Origin of the sequence: Mesobacillus subterraneus, from assembly GCF_020524355.2 — a bacterium.
Taxonomy (GTDB): domain Bacteria; phylum Bacillota; class Bacilli; order Bacillales; family Cytobacillaceae; genus Mesobacillus; species Mesobacillus subterraneus_C.
The window spans coordinates 1839352-1857891 of sequence record NZ_CP129019.1 but is presented as its reverse complement, the minus strand read 5'-3'; the positions used below and the strand labels follow the sequence as shown (position 1 = coordinate 1857891).

The following is an 18540-nucleotide window of genomic DNA, read 5'->3' as shown; positions in this document are numbered from 1 at the left end:
AAAAAGACCCGCCTATTGACGGGTCTTTTTTGAATTACTGCTCGTTATGCGCTTCATCCTTAATTTCAGCCCTGAAGGAATCAATGCTGTCTCTGCGTCGTTCATTTTTAGCCTTGATTCTTTGTTGATCTTCAGGACTCGAATTGCTCATTGCAGCCTCAGCATCTTCCATGTTCTCAATCGTATGATGAATCATGGACTGCAGCTTTTCGACGTTATCGCTACGGTCGTCGAGCTTTGGTGTATGATTTGTCATTGTCAGGTACCTCCTTTTAAAAAGTACATCAATAGTATGCTACTACTCCGTTTGTTTATTAGCGGAAAACAGTGGATAACCTTTAGAACAGTGCAGGTGTAATGAAAAAAAATCATTAAAAAGATAAAGAAAAGACCCGCCAATAAATTGGCAGGCAGCTTCACAGTACTATTCACCTTTAGTTTGTATTACCTGGGCATGTTCACCCGACTTATCATTCATTTTCTTTCCTTTATTGCCACTGAATCCTCGCGGCTGCGTTCCGAGGTGACTCGGAACAAAATGCTTGCTGTGCTTTTTAGGATTGCTCATGTATATTATCCCTCCTCTAGGATAAGTTTTTCCTAAAGAAGTGGTATTCATTAATGGAAATGTATGATATTTACTCAGCTTTACCCAAGTGTTTTTGCTCTAATTTAGCCTCGATTCTCTCGAGTGCGTCACGATCATTCAGTAGTTGGCGTTTATTTTCCATTACTAGCTCTTGAAAAGAACGCTTTCTAGGTTTTCTCAACGTGTTCACCATCCTTTGTCATCATTGTAACAGTTATTATGTCCGGAAACGGTTGCAATTATTACAACTTTTTGAAAATTTAATCGTATTTTATACATACCCGATATTTTATTGAGTTTTACATGCAATTTTTACCATTTAAAAAACACCAGTAGCCCGTACTGGTGTCACTTCATAAGTTCCTGCATTTGTTCGAATGTCATAGAACCAATATGCTTTTTTAAAATTAATCCTTGTTCATCAATAATAAAAGTAGTAGGAATTGAAAGAATTGAATATATTTGCTGAGTGCTTCCATCCTGATCCAATAAAATCGGGAAGGATAATCCATTATCATTCACAAATTCCTTTACATTGTTCTGAGGATCTAAATTGACGGCAAGGATTTCAACTTCACTTGAATTGTCTTTATAGAATTGTTCCATCGCCGGCATTTCCTCTTTACAAGGCGGACACCAAGTAGCCCAGAAATTCAGCATTACCTTCTTACCTCTGTAGTCTTTTAAGCTGACCTCCTCACCAGCGAGGTTTTTCAGTGCAAAATCAGGAGCTACCATTCCGGCACCGATTCCAGTTGTTGCATTTGAAGTTTCAACCGCTTGTGTCTCCCCCGATTTATAATAAAAATGTTGGAATAGAGCAAACAGTACCAGTCCAGCGAGAACCCCCGCAGCAATCGCTTTTTTGACCATGGAAAAACCCCCTTTGGTTTATTTACATGTAGGATATCCCAAGTATACATAGATAATGATAGTGGAAAAGTGAGAAAATTTGAGGATTATGTGAATTTTAATTAGAAGAATGTGGCATTCGCTTAGCTTTGGATAAAATCTCGACACTACGAACCTAAATGTTGTACAAACATGGGGCACCTTTGGTTGAAGCTTACTTTCCTACCGATAATTCTGTCTAACACTCATTCAAATAATACAAAAAATGCCAGGAAATTGGCTCCTGGCATTTAATCTTTCTTAATGGTCAAACAAACGCGTCAACTCTTCATTGTAGTTTCCTCGCATGATCCCTTTTTCAGTAATAATTGCGGTAATTAGGTCATGTGGGGTCACATCAAAAGCTGGATTGAAAACCTTCACGCCTTCAGGTGCTGTCGCTTTCCCGAAACCTGCAGTGATTTCCTCTGCTGCCCGTTCCTCAATCGGTATTTCCTCACCTGTTTTGGTTTCAAGATCAATGGTCGAAAGTGGAGCTGCGACATAGAAAGGGATGTTGTGTGCTTTTGCTAATAGTGCGACACCGTATGTCCCGATTTTATTGGCTACGTCTCCGTTGGCTGCTACACGGTCACACCCTACGATCACCGCTTGTACTTTTCCCTGTTGCATGACCATGGCTGCCATGCTGTCAGTTATGAGGGTAACATCGATTCCTGCCTGCATTAATTCCCAGGCTGTCAGACGCGCCCCTTGTAGCAATGGTCTGGTTTCATCTGCAAACACCTTTATATCCATTCCTTTTTCCTTAGCCAAATAGATTGGAGCTAGTGCTGTACCATACCTTGCTGTGGCAATTCCTCCGGCGTTGCAATGAGTTAATACGGTCATGCCGTCTTTTAATAAAGTCAAAGCATTCTCGCCAATGGAACTGCAGACATTCTCATCTTCCTGGCGGATTAAGTGAGCTTCTTCTTCCAGCAGCCTTTTTACTTCCTTTACCGGTTTGCTACTTTCAGCTTTAGCACGTGCATCCATCCTTTTAAGTGCCCAGAAAAGATTAACTGCAGTAGGCCTGGAAGTAGCAAGGTAATCCGCTTGATTATTGAAAAAATCATAAAACGTTCCGAAATCGGTCTCTGGTGCATCCTTGATACCAAGAACCAGCCCATAAGCAGCTGCAATGCCAATTGCAGGAGCACCCCTTACTTTAAGCTGTTTAATTGCATCCCATACATCTTTAATATTGCTGATTTCCAGGAACTCAGTGACCTGTGGAAGTTTTGTTTGGTCTAAAATATGTAGTTTTTCACCGTCGTATCTTACAGATTGTAAAAATGTTTCTTCCATGGTGATCCTCCTTATGGCAATTAAAACAATTCTGAAACTATATATCATTTTAACAATTATAAGCCTCAGAGAAAATGAAATTATTTTTTACCCACGCAAATCAATCCATTCAAAAAGCAGCGTCATTGACGCTGCTTTTACTCTTTACCTGAAATATAGTATGGTGGCACCCTTAGCCAACCCTTTTCCTGCATAAGCGCTTTTAATGTCAAGGAAAAGGTGATTTTCATCATATGATATTTCGCAAATAGGTAGCCTACATCCGACCTGACTGATTCGGTTATGCCTCTTGTGGCAGACGTAATTCCAACTACAAGATTGTAAGCAATCAAATTGGCGATTTCCTCATCGTTCATCCTTGCCCCTTCAGGAAGTGCTTTGAATTCACCGATGACTTTCTCCGCTCCGACATTAGGGAGAGGGATTCCTTCATCCTTGAAGAACTGGGTCAATTCCTTGATCATAGACCTGTGTACATTTTCAATAATATCCGTAATTTTTTCTTTGAGCTCAGCATCTTGCACTAAATTGAATGCATGCTGATCGTATCTTAAAGTTTGCTCAGTCCCATGTAGATAAAACCATAAATTCATTACTTCTCCAACGTGCAAAGGCTTTTTGTCCCCGTCAATAAAAGGTCCGAAAGCATCCTTCATCACTTCAAGAAGATTCAAAACAGGACACCTTCCTTTCTGCAACAGAATTTGCGGTTATTATTAGATAAATAAAGCTTTTCTATTCATCACCACTATCAAATAAACCCAGTCTTTGCTTGACCAAATCAATAAAATTCCTTGCTGGTCTGGAAAGATGATGCTGTTTTAACCAAATTAACCCTACTGATGATACCAACTCGGCATCTGATATATTCCGGGTAAAAAGATTAGAATGTCCGTATGATTGAAAAACAGATTCAGGAACAATAGTCGAACCAATCCCGGAGGAAACCATTTGCATCAGCACATTCATATCTGAGCACTCACATATGACCTGAAGCGAATGCTGCGCTTTTGTAAAAGCGTCATGGATTATATTGTAGCTTCCAAGTCCCTCTGTAGAAGGAAGAATTAACGGATAATTGCTTATTTCCTCAATTGATATCATCTCATTATCATTTTCCCTGGAAACGAAAACGAATGATTCATTATATAAATGAAGGTAGTTTAAATCTTGATTGGCCAATGGCAGCCTGACAAGACCAAGTTCAATTGTCCGATTTTTTACCAGTTCAGCCAAGTAGGCAGAATCATTTTGTACAATTCGCAAATAAACAAGCGGAAAAGATGAGTGAAATGCTTCCAGCCATTCAGGAAATTCCGGCACGGACAAGGTGTTGATTCCAACTGATAAATTTCCCTTCCTCCCTTCATCCGTTTCTTGAAGTTCATTTTTCACTTCCTCAAAGGCATGAACAATGTTTAGGGCATGTCTATATAGCAGTTCACCCTTATCAGTCAATTCTAGCTTTTTTCCATGCCTCTCAACCAGCATCACTCCTAGTTCTTCTTCTATTTGTTTTAATTGAAGGCTTAACGGCGGCTGTGACATATGAAGTCTATGTGCTGCAGCTGTTATATTCCTTTCTTCGGCAATCGCAATGAAATAACGCATTTGTCTAATATCCATGAAAACACCTACTATTTATAAAAGATATGATTTTAATACAAATTATATATTTTATATATACCTAATGTCTATGGTACGATATTTTCATTCGTTTCAAAACGGAAAAATTTATCTGTAAAAGAGAGAGGAGAAAAAATGGATAAATTATTTGATTTAAAGGGACATGATACAACGTTTGGGAGGGAGTTATCTGCAGGTCTTATTTCCTATATAACAGTTGTATACATCATTATTGTCAATGCAACAATACTAGCAGCAGCAGGCATTCCACTCGAAGCAGGAATCATCGCTACGATCCTTACAGTGTTTGCGGGCTGTTTGCTTATGGGATTCTGGAGTAACACTCCGATTTTAGTGATACCTGGTATGGGGCTGAATGCGATGTTTACGTATACCATCGTACAGTCCGGCGGCTTCACCTGGCAAGAGGCTCTTGCAATGGTTTTTGTATCTGGTATCCTGTTCATGCTTTTAGCCTTCACTCCGCTGGCAAAGACGATCATCGCATCCATTCCTGACTCATTAAAAGAAGCTATTACAGTTGGAATTGGCATACTGTTGATTTTAATCGGTTTTGATAATAGCGGAATTATCACGAGTTCTGAACATACTCTGTTAGAAATCGGGGATCTAAGCAGCTCAACTGCACTCATCACATTGATTGGCCTTATTGTCACAGTTGTTTTATTCATTAGAAATATTCCCGGCAATCTCTTGCTGAGCATAGTATTCACATCTGTTCTTTCGCTGCTTTTCGGAGATTTCGGAAGTGATGGAGTTTCGTGGAACATGCCGGCTATTGGTCAGTATACAGCGGTTTTCGGGCAGCTTTCTTTTGCCCAGGCAGGTAATTTCGTATTCTGGCTTACATCTTTTTCTCTTGCAATGGTTGTCATTTTTGAAAACATTGGTCTGGTCCATAGCCATACGAAAATGCTTAATCAGCCTCAAAAAAATAAGAAGGCGCTACAGGCTAATTCGATTTCAGTTGCCACTGCCGGTATTTTTGGCACGAGCCCAACAGTATCGTCTGTAGAAAGTGCTGCAGGGATCGCGGCTGGAGGTCGAACCGGATTAACCAGCATTACTACAGGTGTTCTGTTTCTGGCTTCGATTGTACTAATTCCTGTTATTAAAGTAGTACCAGAAAGTGCGGTATCCCCAGTATTGATTTTAATAGGAATACTGATGCTTCAAAATATAACGAACATTAAGCTTGATGATTTAATGGAAAGCTTCCCAGCACTTCTGATCATTGTTTTGATTCCATTAACATATAGCATTGCAGATGGAATGGCAATAGGTTTTATCCTCTACCCACTCATAAAGCTGCTAATGGGAAAAGGCCGGGAAATCCAGCCTGCACTTTATATGATTGCATTGCTGTTCCTTGGTAATTTCGTGCTGCAGTATGCACTGTAATACATTCAAAACAGCCCCGAAGTAAAGACCGGGGCTGTTTTAATTTACTTTTTTAAGAATATAAGATTCAGCATGAGTATTCACATTTGGAATTGTCTTAGCGGCTTCACGGAATAAATGAATTTGGGCAGCTCGTGCCTGATCCACTGTACCCATGCCATGCATTTTCAATGACTTCTCAAGTACAAGCATCGATTCATGACCATTTACATAGTAGAGACTCTCACCAGGACGGGGATAATAGGATTCAAGAGGCTTTGTGTTGGATATAACATGATACTGAGCCTCTCCGTTTTGAGAGTATCCTGCCACGACGGCTTCAAATGGCCGCTCATTTAACATAAGAATGGGATTATTGATTGATGACTGGATTGATTCAGCCATTTCTTTAAGACTGAACCCTTGTTTAATAAGAGTTTCCGCAGCGCTTGCGGTCATCATGGCGTACTCGTCATCACCTGAGATGGCAATGAAGGCTGTATCTGGTATTATTTCTTTAAATCTGATATTTTCTATCATCTGATGAATACCCAAATCAGTAACCAACGAAATAAAATCTTCTCTTGCCACTATTGAAACTAAGCCCATGGAAATCACTCCTTATGTTCCATCTATCTTAAACATACCTCTTTGACAGCAAATATCAATAGGAGAAGTTGTCGATTCATTAGAAGTTTTCACGGATTTAGTAAAAACTGAGAATTAAGAGAGGATACAAGTTTAAAAAGTAACAGTGTTAGAGGAATAAGCCTGATTACTTACTGACAGCTTTGGGCATTTCCGTTATAAAGGCACTTCCATACTTATAAGGATACCGTTCAGGCAGTATCGTATCCTTAGGCATGACATTCCTCTCTCATAAGGATACCGTTCAGGCAGTATCGTATCCTTAGGCATGACATTCCTCCCTCATAAGGATACTGTTCAGGCAGTATCGTATCCTTAGGCATGACATTTCTCCCTCATAAGGGTATCATTCAGGCAGTATCGTATCCTTAGGCATGACATTTCTCCCTCATAAGGATACCGTTCAAGCTGTATCGTATCCTTAGGCATGACATTTCTCCCTCATAAGGGTATCTTTCAGGCAGTATCGTATCCTTATGCATGACATTCCTCTCATAAGGATACCGTTCAGGCAGTATCGTATCCTTAGGCATGACATTCCTCCCTCATAAGGATACCGTTCAGGCAGTATCGTATCCTTATGCATGACATTTCTCCCCAATAAGGGTACCGTTCAAGCAGTATCGATATGCATGACATTTCTTCCTCATAGGGGTATCATTCACACAGAAAGATTTTTTCAAAGCTTTTTCCCTGAAAAATCAAAAACCCCCTGGTCCGCTTATGGACAGGGGGTTTAGTTCAGTGATTTACGCTTTTAATTTATCACGAAGAACCATTTGCAGGATTCCGCCGTGACGGTAGTAGTCGATTTCAACTTCTGAATCGAAACGTACAAGAGCTTCGAAAGTCTTCTTGTTGCCATCTTCATCAGTAGCTGTCACAGTGATGATGTCGCGTGGGCGAACTTTTTCATCAATTTGGACATCGAATGATTCTCTTCCTGTAAGGCCAAGAGTTTCTGCGTTTTCACCATCTTTGAATTGAAGTGGCAGTACTCCCATCAATACAAGGTTTGAACGGTGGATACGCTCGAAGCTTTCAGCAATAACAGTCTTGATTCCTAATAGGTTGGTACCCTTCGCAGCCCAGTCACGGGATGATCCCATACCGTAATCTTTGCCTGCGATAACCATCAGGCCAGTGCCCTGCTCTTTGTACTTCATGCAAGCATCAAAGATAGCCATGACTTCGTTCGTTGGCCAGTAAGTCGTGAAGCCGCCTTCTGTGCCAGGAGCAATTTGGTTCTTGATACGGATGTTTGCGAATGTTCCGCGCATCATGACTTCGTGGTTACCACGGCGTGAGCCGTATGAGTTGAAATCGCGAGGTTCTACACCCTTTTCACGCAGGTATTTTCCAGCTGGTGTATCTTTGCCGATCGCACCTGCAGGAGAAATATGGTCAGTTGTTACAGAATCACCGAACTTACCAACAATACGTAAGTTGTTTATTGGAGCAACTTCCCCAGCCTCTGGAGTCAACCCTTCAAAGAATGGCGGGTTTGCGATATAAGTTGAGTCTTCATCAAATGTATAAAGTGGATCGCTATTTGTTTGAATCTCGTTCCACTTTTCATTATCAGTGAACACAGTTTCATACTCTCTGCGGAATAGCTCTGGAGTTACAACTCGGTGAACGACTTCGTTCACTTCTTCAGTTGATGGCCAGATATCTTTGAAGAATACATCGTTTCCATCTTTGTCTTTACCGATAGGGTCATTCTGAAGATCGACGTCCACTGTTCCTGCAAGAGCATATGCAACAACCAATGGAGGTGAAGCCAGGTAGTTTGCTTTTACAAGCGGGTGAATACGTCCTTCGAAGTTACGGTTACCGGAAAGAACAGAAGTAACAAGAAGGTCACTTTCAGCAACAGACTTCTCGATTTCCGGCTTTAATGGACCGGAGTTACCGATACATGTCGTACATCCATACCCTACAAGGTTGAAACCAAGAGATTCAAGGTAAGGAAGCAATTCTGAATCACGAAGGTATCCAGTTACAACCTTTGAACCAGGTGCCAATGAAGTTTTAACGAACTTAGGAACTTCCATTCCAAGTTCAACAGCTTTTTTAGCAACCAAACCTGCACCTACAAGAACGTACGGATTAGATGTATTTGTACAGCTAGTGATCGCCGCAATGGCAATTGCACCAGTCTTCATTGTTGTTTTATCGCCATTAGCAAACTCAACAACAGCTTCTTTTTCGATTTCTTTCTTATCTAAGCCGAATCCCTGGTTTCCTGCCGGAGCAGTCAATGCTTCCTTGAAGGATTTCTGCATAGCAGAAAGCGGAATCAAATCTTGTGGACGCTTTGGACCGGATAGGTTAGCTTCGATTTCTGAAAGATTGATTTCTACAACATCTGTATAAACTGGCTCTAATGCAGGATCAAAGAATAGTCCGTTCTCCTTGCAGTATGCCTCAACCACTTTAATGTGATCTTCTGTGCGGCCGGTTAAACGCATGTAATCCAATGCTTCTCCGTCAACTGGGAAGAATCCGCAAGTTGCTCCGTATTCTGGTGCCATGTTGGCAACTGTCGCACGGTCAGCAAGTGGAAGTGTTACGACGCCAGGTCCGAAGAACTCGACGAATTTGCCAACAACACCTTTGCTGCGAAGAACCTGAGTCACTTTAAGTGCAAGGTCAGTTGCAGTGGCGCCATTCGGCATATCTCCTACTAATTTCACCCCTACTACTTCTGGAACTGGGAAGTATGAAGGCTGGCCAAGCATTCCAGCTTCCGCTTCGATACCGCCTACACCCCATCCAAGAACGCCAATACCGTTGATCATAGTAGTATGTGAGTCAGTTCCTACCAATGAATCTGGGAAAGTTTCAAATTCTCCATCTGCATTTTCTACAGCGTGGACAACGTTTGCAAGATACTCAAGGTTAACCTGGTGCACGATACCTGTTGCTGGCGGAACAGCACGGTAGTTATCGAATGCTTTCTGTGCCCAGCTTAAGAACTGGTAACGCTCAGCATTACGCTCGAATTCAAGTTCCATATTTACATTTAGTGCATCTGGAGTTCCGTATTTATCAACCTGTACAGAGTGGTCAATTACAAGATCAACCGGCTTTTCAGGATTGATTTTTTGCGGGTCTCCACCCATGTCAGCCATTGCTTTTCTAAGTGATGCAAGGTCAACGACTGCTGGTACACCAGTGAAGTCCTGGAGAATGACACGTGAAGGCTTGAAAGGCACATCCACTTCTTTAACTTCGCTAGTTCCCCATTTTGCTAGATTTTCAACATGCTCTTTTGTAATCACAAAGCCATCATGCTGGCGGAGTACGGATTCAAGCAAAACCTTTACGGAGTAAGGTAGTTTTGATACCTTGCCGATTCCAGCCTTTTCCAATGCTTCCAGACTATAGTAATGATAGCGTTTCCCGTCAACTTCAAATGAACTGCGGGCGTTAAAAACATCTTGGTTTGACATATGTTTACCCCCTTCTTTTACGTAAACATCATAAACTAAAAAAAAGTAATTGTCGAAAAGTTTGAATCTTGTATTCCATCCTAACTTTTCTCACAATTTCATATTAATATAACCTTGTGTATAAGTAAATAACAAGAAAGTTATTGTGGTTGATAAGTTTTTCTTATTATAAAAATCGTAAACATGATTAAAACCATCTTAATGAGATTTTATCAAAGGAAAAATCCTTCCTCCTTCTACGTTAATTTCTACAAAAACTATTTCACAAAAATGAAAAAGCTGGATTGTGATGAGGTTTATAGGAAAAAATATGGCGGATGGAGGTGAATTCTGTGGTGAAAAGAAAAGCAAATCATGTCATTCCTGGAGCGAATGCTGCTAAAGCCCAAGGCACTGGCGCTGGTTATAACGAAGAAATGGCAAACGAACCATTATCTGAACTTGAGAAGCAAAACAATAAGAAGAGGAAAAAGAATCAGTAAGAAATAAAAGCGGAAGGCCTCCCTTCCGCTTTTCGTGTTATTCCATATTTACTTCGGTTACAATGCTCTGCAAATCCTGCTGGAATCTTTCAAGCTGTGCCCGCTGGTGTTCTGACGCGTTTTCAAGGGCATTTTCGATTTGCTGGTATGCTTCATTCACTTCAGCTTTAAGGTGTTTCAGTTGATGTCCGTAGCTTGCGCTGTCACGTACGATTTCCGAATATAGTCCTTGCGCGTCTTCGAATCCTTGCTGTGCCGCCTGGAAGGCTTGCTGTTTATCTTTATGATAAGGCATGTGTGAATTCCTCCTGATGTAATAGAACTTTACCGTTAAATTGCTCATTTATCAGTAATTTATTCAGTATATTTTCGGCGGAAAATCTAATCCTAAAGTTAGGAGGGATGAGCAATGAACAAAAATGATTCCAAAGATATGCGCAAGAATGCTCCGAAAGGCGATCAAGACAGCCAGCCTGCTCCATTAAGCGGATCGAAGAAAGTGAAAAACCGTAACCATAGTCGTCAAAAACATAACTCACATCACGATATGTAAAACAGTTCAAAACGCAAAAAAGTAAGGGCAGCCGGGTAAAAGGCGGCCCTTACTTTTTTAAATTTGTTTAAAAGCATTCAAAAGGGATATTTCCTCTTCTTCTGTAACGGTCCGAAGATCAACATTTACCTCTTCCTTTTGTATCCTGACAACAATTGCCGGAGAATGTTCCGTTCGGAGCTTTCTGGCAATATGTTCAGCACTAACGTCTCGATGACTTATTGAGACAAGATAAGTTGGAAGCTGGACATCGGGCATCGTTCCTCCGCCTACCTGACTTGTTCCTTCAGACACAACCGCTTTTAGCCCACTTTCAAGGGAATTAATATCTCTGGCAAAAAGATCAGCCCTGGCTCTCAATTCATCAAGAGGAACAAGTAAATCTCTTAGTGTCGGAATATTGGATAACCCCTGCACTCCCTTTAAATAGTCCATTAGAGTACCCTCTAAAGCTGCGAGAGTCATTTTATCAACCCGTACAACTCTGGCCAGCTGGTGTTTTTTTAATTTTTCAATGAGCTCCTTCTTGCCTGCGATAATACCAGCCTGTGGCCCCTCCAAGAAGCTTGTCTCCACTGAATGAAACGATATCAGCACCCATTTTCAGCACTTCTCCGACAACCGGCTCGTCTCCAATTCCATGGGGGGTGAAATCATAGAGAACACCGCTCCCAAGATCTTCGTAAAAAATGACCTTGTCATGCTTGCTTGAAAGTTCGGCCAATTCTTCTGTATCGACAGTTTTCGAGAATCCATATATTTTGAAATTACTCGTATGGACCTTCAAAATCATGCCGGTATCGTCAGTGATTGCATTCTCATAATCAAACAAATGTGTTTTATTTGTTGTTCCAACTTCCACTAAATGAGCTCCGCTTTCCTCCATTATGGAAGAAATACGGAATGAGCCTCCGATTTCAACAAGCTGGCCGCGTGAAACAATGACCTCTTTGTTTTTTGCAAGTGCACTCATGATAAAATAAACTGCAGCAGCATTATTATTCACGACCATCGCTGCTTCAGCTCCAGTTATTTTTTTCACAAGGCTTTCGACATGGCTGTGCCTGGAGCCGCGCTCGCCTTCATTCAACCTATATTCAAGATTGGAATAATTCCTCGCGGTTTCTACCACATGCTTCACTGCATTCTCGCTCAATCTTGCCCTCCCTAGGTTCGTGTGTAAAATGGTCCCAGTAGCATTAATGATCCTTTTGAGAGTATAGTCAAAATTCTCTGTTGCCGATGAATCAAGCAATGTAAATAGCTGATCAACAAACAGTTGGGTACCAGGCTCTGGCCCGTCCCAATCCCCATTCACAATTTCTTTCCTTATATCATTTAACACATTTTTGATTAAGTCTGTAAAAAGCTCAGCGTCAGCTTCATGCTTCTTGACCAAATCAAGAAACCTGGAATCTTTCTGTAGCTCATGCACAGCTGGCAGCTGCCTTAAAAACTGTTTCAAACTTGATCTCCCCCACAACATTAGTGCATTCATTAATTATATCATTATTGCCCAATTAAAAGTTTTTTCAAAACGGTGAACATGCAGGATAAATGGGAAGCTTATAGACCGTGAATAACACGATAAAGTGTATTAAAAAAACCCCGGCTAGTTGCCAGGGCATGATTACATCGCTTCCATTTGCTTGATCATTTCGTCTGAATCAGGGAAAACACCTGTATCCAGTTTCGAATATATTGGCTGACCATTTATTGTTACTTCGAAAGCTCCTTTAGAAGCTGGGATCAGTTCCATTTTCTCAATCTGACTCCGGAAATGGGTGAATAATTCTTCCGCGAAACTCGCGGCTTTTGGTGCATAATTTCACTGCATGCAAAATTGGATAGTTACTTGAAAATTCTTCATTGCGAAATCCCCCTGTAATACTTTTAATATGTTTTTACTGTCATTTTAGTGTAAAGCCATTGTCAGTGCAAATAATAATAGCTTAAGGATGATTTTAAAAACAAGAAAGAGTATACTTTTTTGTGGAGGTGATCATGTTGAGTGAAAATGAGAAAATCCGTTTGACATCACTATCAACAAAGGCAGGCTGAGGATGCAAAATTAGTCCTGAGGACTTGACGCAAGTTTTGCGTCTATTGCCAGCGCAGGAAAGTGTTCCTGAATTGCTAGTCGGACATGAGACTTCCGATGATGCAGGTGTATATAAAATTACCGAGGATATCGCCCTGATCCAAACGATTGATTACTTCACCCCTGTCGTGGACGACCCATATATGTTTGGGCAGATTGCAGCTGCGAATGCCCTGAGCGATGTTTATGCTATGGGCGGCGAACCTAAAACAGTCCTTAATATTGTAGGATATCCCATTAAAAAACTTGGTCCGGATATGCTAGCAGATATATTAAGAGGTGCTGGTGACAAAGTGAAAGAAGCTGGCGCAGTAACAATTGGCGGGCATTCAATCGATGACCAGGAACCTAAATTCGGTTTATCTGTAACGGGTGTTGCCCATCCTGGTGCCATCTGGAAAAATATCGGTGCAGAACCAGGTGACTTGCTTGTTTTATCAAAACCTATTGGAGTCGGGATCTTGACTACAGGAATCAAGCGAAGTGCAGTAACTGCGGAGCAGGAGCAGGCAGTAACCGAAACAATGGCTTTACTGAACAAATCTGCAGCAGATGCCCTAAAAGATTTCACACCACACGCGGTGACGGATGTAACAGGATTCGGACTGCTTGGGCATGGCAGTGAGATTGCTCGTGGCAGCAATGTCAGTTTTGAGATTTCATTATCGGATGTACCAGTATTAGATGGTACATATGAATTAGCTGCAAAAGGAATTGTCCCTGGGGGATCAAAATCCAACCATAAATGGCTGGATAACGATGTGGAGTATCAGGACATATCGACTGAAGAACAGTTAGTACTCTGTGACGCAATCACTTCGGGAGGACTCCTTGTTTCGCTTCCTGAAAGTGAAGCCGGGCAGTACGTGGAAGCCTTAAAAAACAAAGGGCTCGCTTACGCCGCTATAGTTGGGAAAGTCACAGAAAAGAAAGAAAAACTAATCTATGTAAAAAGGTGAAATCAATGAGATTTCACCTTTTCTTTTTAATTATAGTTTTGCTTTCAATTTTTCCAGCATGTCAGCAGTCATACTTGAAAGATCATACTTCGCCTTGAAGCCCCACTCTTCTGCTGCAGCTGATGCATCGATAGAATTCGGCCAGCTGCCGGCAATAGCCTGTCTCACAGGATCGACATTATAGGAGATTTCAAACCCCGGAATATGCTTCTTGATTTCCGCTGCAAGTTCCTCTGGATCAAAGCTCATTGCCGTAACATTAAAAGCATTTCTGTGAATCAACTTGGTAGGGTCAGTTTCCATCAAGTCAATGATAGCCCCGAGCGCATCTGGCATGTACATCATGTCCATGTACGTGCCTTTATCAATATACGAACTGTATTTCCCATTCTTGATTGCTTCATAGTAAATCTCAACTGCATAATCTGTTGTACCGCCGCCGGGAGGGGTTACGTAAGAAATCAACCCCGGGAATCTTACGCCTCTTGTGTCTACCCCGAAACGGTGGAAATAGTAATCAGCCAGCAGTTCTCCGGCAACCTTGTTGACACCATACATTGTCGTCGGACGCTGGATCGTGTCCTGTGGGGTATTGTCTTTTGGCGTATTAGGCCCCGAAAGCGCCAATGGAACTCGGTGTGAAAAATTGCAAATCTAGTTCTCTTGCAGTTTCAAGCGCGTTCATTAATCCGCCCATATTAAGGTTCCAGGCAAATACCGGATTCGTTTCAGCCGTGGCAGACAGCAATGCTGCCATATGCATGATAGTATCGACGTTATATTTCTTCGCCAGGTCGGCCATTTTGTTTGCGTCCATGACATCAAGGATCTCGAATGGACCGTTCGCAGTAGCTGCTGAATCGGTTTTTCTGATGTCTGTCGCAATTACATTATCCTGCCCATAGATGTCACGTAGTTTAACTGTTAATTCAGAACCAATCTGGCCAAGAGCGCCAGTTATTAAGATTTTCTTCATTCTATGTATTCCTCCTGAAACGAAAAGCTCATGCGCCTTGACCAGCCCCGACTAGCGCTGGAGGACCGATCAGTGAAGTCGTACTTTGACTTCATTGGGCGGGCCGAAGCGTCTCGAGGGGCTAGGCGCTGGAGCTAGACACTATTCTTTATGCAAAAATCAAACTAAACTAAAAACATAGGCCGGCTTGTCATTCAAACCGGTCTATTCATTTAAATAATTTCTAATTCCTTGCCTACTTTTTCATAAATGGAAATGGCATTGTCTAACATTTCCTTTGTATGCGCTGCCGAAGGCATATTCCTTACACGGCCGGTTCCGCGTGGTACGGTAGGGAATACAATTGATTTAGCGTATACACCCTCTTCATAAAGCCTTTTGCTGAACTGCTGTGTCTTGACTTCATCACCAATGATACAAGGAGTGATTGGAGTCTCAGAATGGCCAATGTCGAAGCCAAGTTTTTGCAGTCCTTCCTTCAGATAGTTTGCATTTTCCCATAAACGCTCGTTCAATTCTGTGCTTTCCATCAAAATTTCGATTGCTTTTTTGCTGGCAGCAACGTCAGCCGGAGTGAGTGAAGTTGAGAAAAGGAACGGACGGCTTCTAACCTTCAGCCAATCAATCAAGTTTTGTTTACCCGCAACATATCCTCCAACTACGCCAATAGCCTTTGATAGAGTTCCAATTTGGAAATCCACTTTATCTGAGAGGCCGAAATGCTTAACCGTTCCAGCTCCTTCACCAAGCACACCAGAACCATGTGCATCATCGACATAGGTAATGAGGTCGAATTCTTCTGCTATTTCTACAATTTCAGGAAGCTTTGCGATGTCTCCGTCCATTGAGAAAACTCCGTCAGTAATAACCATGATTTTATTGTATTGGCCTGACTCTTTCGCTTCCTTCGCTTTTGTGCGAAGGTCTTCCATATCCGAGTGGTTAAAGCGGATGATCTTCGCTCTGGACAATCGGCAACCATCGATGATTGAAGCATGGTTCAGTTCATCAGAAAGTATGGCATCGTTTTTATCCATTACAGCTGAAATGGCAGCCATATTGCACATGAACCCAGATTGGTACGCAATCGCTGCTTCGGTCTTCTTGAACTTCGCCAATACTTCCTCAAGTTCAATATGGAGCTCGAGTGTACCATTGATTGTTCGAACTGCACCTGCTCCTACTCCAAATTTTTCAATAGCTTCATCTGCAGTCTTTTTCAGTCTTTCATCCGTAGCAAGTCCAAGGTAGTTATTTGAGGAGAGGTTGATCATCTCTTCCCCGTTAATGGTTATAACCGGTCCATTGGGGCTCTCAAGCGGGTCGATTACATTATATAAACCCTTCCCTTTTAAATCCTCCAGGTTTTCATTTAAAAATTGATCCAATGTTTTACTAGACATCGTAAATCCCCTTTCTGCCGTCACATTTGGCATGTCATTATAATGGATACATCTGTCTTTTTGGAGAGGACAATATTTTCGCCTCTTTTTCCATGTTTAATGTGTGTTCACAAAATATACTTTATCATATAAATTTTATTTGTACATCTATGAAGGACAGAAAACGCTTTCTTTTTTATCTGTTTAGTTTCCCCTATTTTTTGTCAAAATGCATGATATTTATGACAGGACGATTTTGCAATGAAGGTAATATTCCAAGTGAAGCCCTATTACAGACTTTGAAGAGAGGCTCTTCTCCTAAACTTTTACATAATGAGCTTTAAAAGTAGGTTTGAAAGTAATTATTAGGGTAAAGAAAAGGGAGCCAGTCTGCAGGCAAGCAGTTTGGCGGGGGCAGTGAAATTTGAGTTTTACATAATAATCACTTCCTCCTTATTTCATATAGAAATAGATACTGAATATGGAGGCTACTTATATGCAATACCCTTTGAATGTAACATCCGAAATTGGCGAGTTAAAATCCGTCGTCTTACATCAGCCAGGAAAGGAAGTCGAAAACCTGACACCCAAATACCTGGAACGGCTCCTGTTTGATGATATCCCTTACCTGCCGGCGGTTCAAAAAGAGCATGATTATTTCGCCGATGTATTAAGAAACCGCGGTGTTGAAGTTCTCTATTTGGAAAAATTAATGGAAGAAGCATTAAAAACTGATGAATTACATCAACAGTTCATTGACCAAGTATTGAATGAAAGCAAAACCAATCTGAATGGCTCGAGGCGAACAGTCGAAGAGTATCTTCAGTCTCTTTCAACTGATGAAATGATCCGAAAAGTCATGTCTGGAGTTCTTAAATCCGAAATCGAGCCAGAGAAAAAAGTTCACTTACATGAGCTGCTCGATGATTACTATCCCTTCTTCCTGGATCCAATGCCAAATCTTTATTTTACAAGAGACCCGGCAGCTGTTATTGGGAATGGTGTCTCTATTAACAAGATGTGTGAAGGTGCGAGAAAAAGAGAATCTTTGTTCATGGACTTTATCATGAGGCACCATCCAAGATTCTCACAGCATGATATTCCACATTGGTATGATCGTGATGAGTATTATCCAATTGAAGGTGGCGACGAGCTGGTTCTCAGTCCTGAGGTGATTGCGATTGGGGTTAGTGCAAGAACGTCTGCACAGGCGATTGAGAAATTGGCGAAGCGGATCTTTGCAAGAAACGATACAATCAAAAAAGTAGTTGCTGTTGAAATCCCTAAATTAAGAGCCTATATGCATCTTGATACCGTCTTTACAATGGTAGATCATGAGAAATTCACAATCCATCATGGCATTGAAGGCCCTAACGGAAATATGAAAATCTATATTCTCGAAAAAGGCATGGATCCTGACACGCTTAATATATCTGAGCGCTCAAATCTGACCGAGACACTAAAAGAAGTCCTTGGCCTACAGGAGCTCGTCCTGATTCCTTGTGGCGGCGGGCATGAAATTGCAGCTGCCCGCGAACAGTGGAATGACGGCTCTAATACACTTGCGATTGCACCAGGTGTGGTCGTTACTTATGACCGTAACTATGTTTCGAATGACCTGTTGCGTAAAAATGGGGTGGAAGTCATTGAGATTCCAAGCTCGGAGCTGTCACGAGGACGCGGTGGCCCACGCTGCATGAGCATGCCAATTTATCGCAATGATCTTTAATAGGTAGAAATAAAGGCAGTCCTCTTCATTTGAGGACTGCCTAATGTTTATTCTAGCTGGTCGCAACATAGCTTTGCAATTCTTTGACCAATTGCTCTGCTCCTTCTTTACTTAAGACGATTTTACCATTAGCCAGTGTCATGTTGTCATTGCTGATCGTTCCCGTAATGAGACAAGTCAGATCTGGCATGTATTTCTTTAGGATAATCATATCCTCATCCACAAATATTTCGAGCGGATCACTTTCCCCGATACTCAGTTTTTTCCTGAGCTCCATCGGTATGACCACCCTGCCAAGCTGATCTGTTTTCCTCACAATTCCTGTAGCCTTCATATAGCATCCTTCCCTTCAAAAAAATTATGGGATGTGGATGTCAATTCTTTGAATAAGTTCTAGCCCAATACAATTATAGCAAAACAAGTAATAATTTGAC

20 protein-coding genes and 2 pseudogenes are annotated in these 18540 nt (G+C 41.5%); 5 read left to right on the top strand and 17 right to left on the bottom strand.

Going from position 1 to position 18540, the window contains the following annotated elements:
* Positions 1 to 34 precede the first annotated feature (34 nt).
* The 7 genes from tlp to LC048_RS09515 form a co-directional block, all read right to left on the bottom strand.
* Complete coding sequence (gene tlp, locus LC048_RS09545; protein ID WP_226600854.1) at positions 35 to 256, bottom strand: small acid-soluble spore protein Tlp; 222 nt, start codon at positions 254 to 256, stop codon at positions 35 to 37.
* A gap of 168 nt (positions 257 to 424) precedes the next feature.
* Complete coding sequence (locus tag LC048_RS09540) at positions 425 to 568, bottom strand: acid-soluble spore protein N (protein ID WP_226600853.1); 144 nt, start codon at positions 566 to 568, stop codon at positions 425 to 427.
* Positions 569 to 638: 70 nt separating this feature from the next.
* Positions 639 to 770, bottom strand: coding sequence for an FbpB family small basic protein (locus tag LC048_RS09535; RefSeq protein WP_214708423.1), 132 nt, complete (start codon positions 768 to 770; stop codon positions 639 to 641).
* A 167-nt stretch (positions 771 to 937) separates the two neighbouring features.
* Positions 938 to 1462, bottom strand: coding sequence for a peroxiredoxin family protein (locus tag LC048_RS09530; RefSeq protein WP_226600852.1), 525 nt, complete (start codon positions 1460 to 1462; stop codon positions 938 to 940).
* Between the two features lie 279 nt (positions 1463 to 1741).
* Positions 1742 to 2791, bottom strand: a complete 1050-nt coding sequence (gene mtnA / locus LC048_RS09525; protein WP_226600851.1) for an S-methyl-5-thioribose-1-phosphate isomerase — start codon at positions 2789 to 2791, stop codon at positions 1742 to 1744.
* Positions 2792 to 2928: 137 nt separating this feature from the next.
* Positions 2929 to 3465 carry a DUF3231 family protein gene (locus LC048_RS09520; protein WP_306050080.1) on the bottom strand — a complete coding sequence of 179 codons (537 nt, stop codon included), beginning with the start codon at positions 3463 to 3465 and terminating at the stop codon, positions 2929 to 2931.
* A 61-nt stretch (positions 3466 to 3526) separates the two neighbouring features.
* Positions 3527 to 4417: a LysR family transcriptional regulator gene (locus tag LC048_RS09515; RefSeq protein ID WP_226600849.1), complete on the bottom strand. Its 891-nt coding sequence runs from the start codon at positions 4415 to 4417 to the stop codon at positions 3527 to 3529.
* Between the two features lie 135 nt (positions 4418 to 4552).
* On the opposite strand from LC048_RS09515, the gene LC048_RS09510 reads away from it, so the two are divergent.
* A complete protein-coding gene (locus tag LC048_RS09510) occupies positions 4553 to 5839 on the top strand; it encodes an NCS2 family permease (protein WP_306050078.1) in 1287 nt (428 codons plus the stop codon).
* Positions 5840 to 5878: 39 nt separating this feature from the next.
* Here the strand turns inward: LC048_RS09510 and LC048_RS09505 are convergent, their stop codons facing one another.
* From LC048_RS09505 to acnA, 3 genes are all read right to left on the bottom strand, one after another.
* The gene (locus tag LC048_RS09505) at positions 5879 to 6427 is read right to left on the bottom strand and encodes a hypothetical protein (RefSeq protein ID WP_226600847.1); all 549 of its coding nucleotides are present in this window, start codon (positions 6425 to 6427) and stop codon (positions 5879 to 5881) included.
* 407 nt (positions 6428 to 6834) lie between these two features.
* The gene (locus tag LC048_RS09500) at positions 6835 to 6999 is read right to left on the bottom strand and encodes a hypothetical protein (protein WP_226600846.1); all 165 of its coding nucleotides are present in this window, start codon (positions 6997 to 6999) and stop codon (positions 6835 to 6837) included.
* A 216-nt stretch (positions 7000 to 7215) separates the two neighbouring features.
* Positions 7216 to 9924 (bottom strand): aconitate hydratase AcnA, encoded by a 2709-nt coding sequence (gene acnA, locus LC048_RS09495; RefSeq protein ID WP_226600845.1) that lies wholly within the window; start codon positions 9922 to 9924, stop codon positions 7216 to 7218.
* Positions 9925 to 10256: 332 nt separating this feature from the next.
* Between acnA and sspO the strand changes: the two genes are divergently transcribed.
* Positions 10257 to 10406 carry a small acid-soluble spore protein SspO gene (gene sspO, locus LC048_RS09490; protein WP_226600844.1) on the top strand — a complete coding sequence of 50 codons (150 nt, stop codon included), beginning with the start codon at positions 10257 to 10259 and terminating at the stop codon, positions 10404 to 10406.
* A gap of 37 nt (positions 10407 to 10443) precedes the next feature.
* On the opposite strand, the gene LC048_RS09485 is transcribed toward sspO, so the two are convergent.
* The gene (locus LC048_RS09485; protein WP_226600843.1) at positions 10444 to 10701 is read right to left on the bottom strand and encodes a hypothetical protein; all 258 of its coding nucleotides are present in this window, start codon (positions 10699 to 10701) and stop codon (positions 10444 to 10446) included.
* A 114-nt stretch (positions 10702 to 10815) separates the two neighbouring features.
* Between LC048_RS09485 and LC048_RS09480 the strand changes: the two genes are divergently transcribed.
* Positions 10816 to 10959, top strand: a complete 144-nt coding sequence (locus LC048_RS09480) for a small acid-soluble spore protein P (RefSeq protein WP_214904714.1) — start codon at positions 10816 to 10818, stop codon at positions 10957 to 10959.
* A gap of 57 nt (positions 10960 to 11016) precedes the next feature.
* Here LC048_RS09480 and LC048_RS25025 read toward each other — a convergent pair whose 3' ends face one another.
* From LC048_RS25025 to LC048_RS09470, 3 genes and pseudogenes are all read right to left on the bottom strand, one after another.
* Complete coding sequence (locus LC048_RS25025) at positions 11017 to 11520, bottom strand: aminotransferase class V-fold PLP-dependent enzyme (protein ID WP_371932020.1); 504 nt, start codon at positions 11518 to 11520, stop codon at positions 11017 to 11019.
* Positions 11471 to 12424, bottom strand: coding sequence for an L-seryl-tRNA(Sec) selenium transferase (gene selA / locus LC048_RS09475; RefSeq protein ID WP_371932019.1), 954 nt, complete (start codon positions 12422 to 12424; stop codon positions 11471 to 11473). The genes LC048_RS25025 and selA overlap by 50 nt, the downstream gene beginning before the upstream one ends.
* Positions 12425 to 12589: 165 nt before the next feature.
* A pseudogene (locus LC048_RS09470) lies at positions 12590 to 12775 on the bottom strand (Rdx family protein); the annotation flags it as partial.
* Between the two features lie 188 nt (positions 12776 to 12963).
* Between LC048_RS09470 and selD the strand changes: the two are divergent.
* The gene (selD, locus tag LC048_RS09465) at positions 12964 to 14019 is read left to right on the top strand and encodes a selenide, water dikinase SelD (protein ID WP_264188198.1); all 1056 of its coding nucleotides are present in this window, start codon (positions 12964 to 12966) and stop codon (positions 14017 to 14019) included.
* A 30-nt stretch (positions 14020 to 14049) separates the two neighbouring features.
* Here selD and LC048_RS09460 read toward each other — a convergent pair.
* A pseudogene (locus LC048_RS09460) lies at positions 14050 to 14995 on the bottom strand (L-threonine 3-dehydrogenase).
* Between the two features lie 212 nt (positions 14996 to 15207).
* Positions 15208 to 16398 (bottom strand): glycine C-acetyltransferase, encoded by a 1191-nt coding sequence (locus tag LC048_RS09455; protein WP_226600840.1) that lies wholly within the window; start codon positions 16396 to 16398, stop codon positions 15208 to 15210.
* Between the two features lie 475 nt (positions 16399 to 16873).
* On the opposite strand from LC048_RS09455, the gene arcA reads away from it, so the two are divergent.
* The gene (gene arcA, locus LC048_RS09450) at positions 16874 to 18106 is read left to right on the top strand and encodes an arginine deiminase (protein WP_306050076.1); all 1233 of its coding nucleotides are present in this window, start codon (positions 16874 to 16876) and stop codon (positions 18104 to 18106) included.
* 52 nt (positions 18107 to 18158) lie between these two features.
* Here the strand turns inward: arcA and LC048_RS09445 are convergent, their stop codons facing one another.
* Positions 18159 to 18440: an AbrB/MazE/SpoVT family DNA-binding domain-containing protein gene (locus tag LC048_RS09445; protein WP_226600838.1), complete on the bottom strand. Its 282-nt coding sequence runs from the start codon at positions 18438 to 18440 to the stop codon at positions 18159 to 18161.
* Positions 18441 to 18540 lie beyond the last annotated feature (100 nt).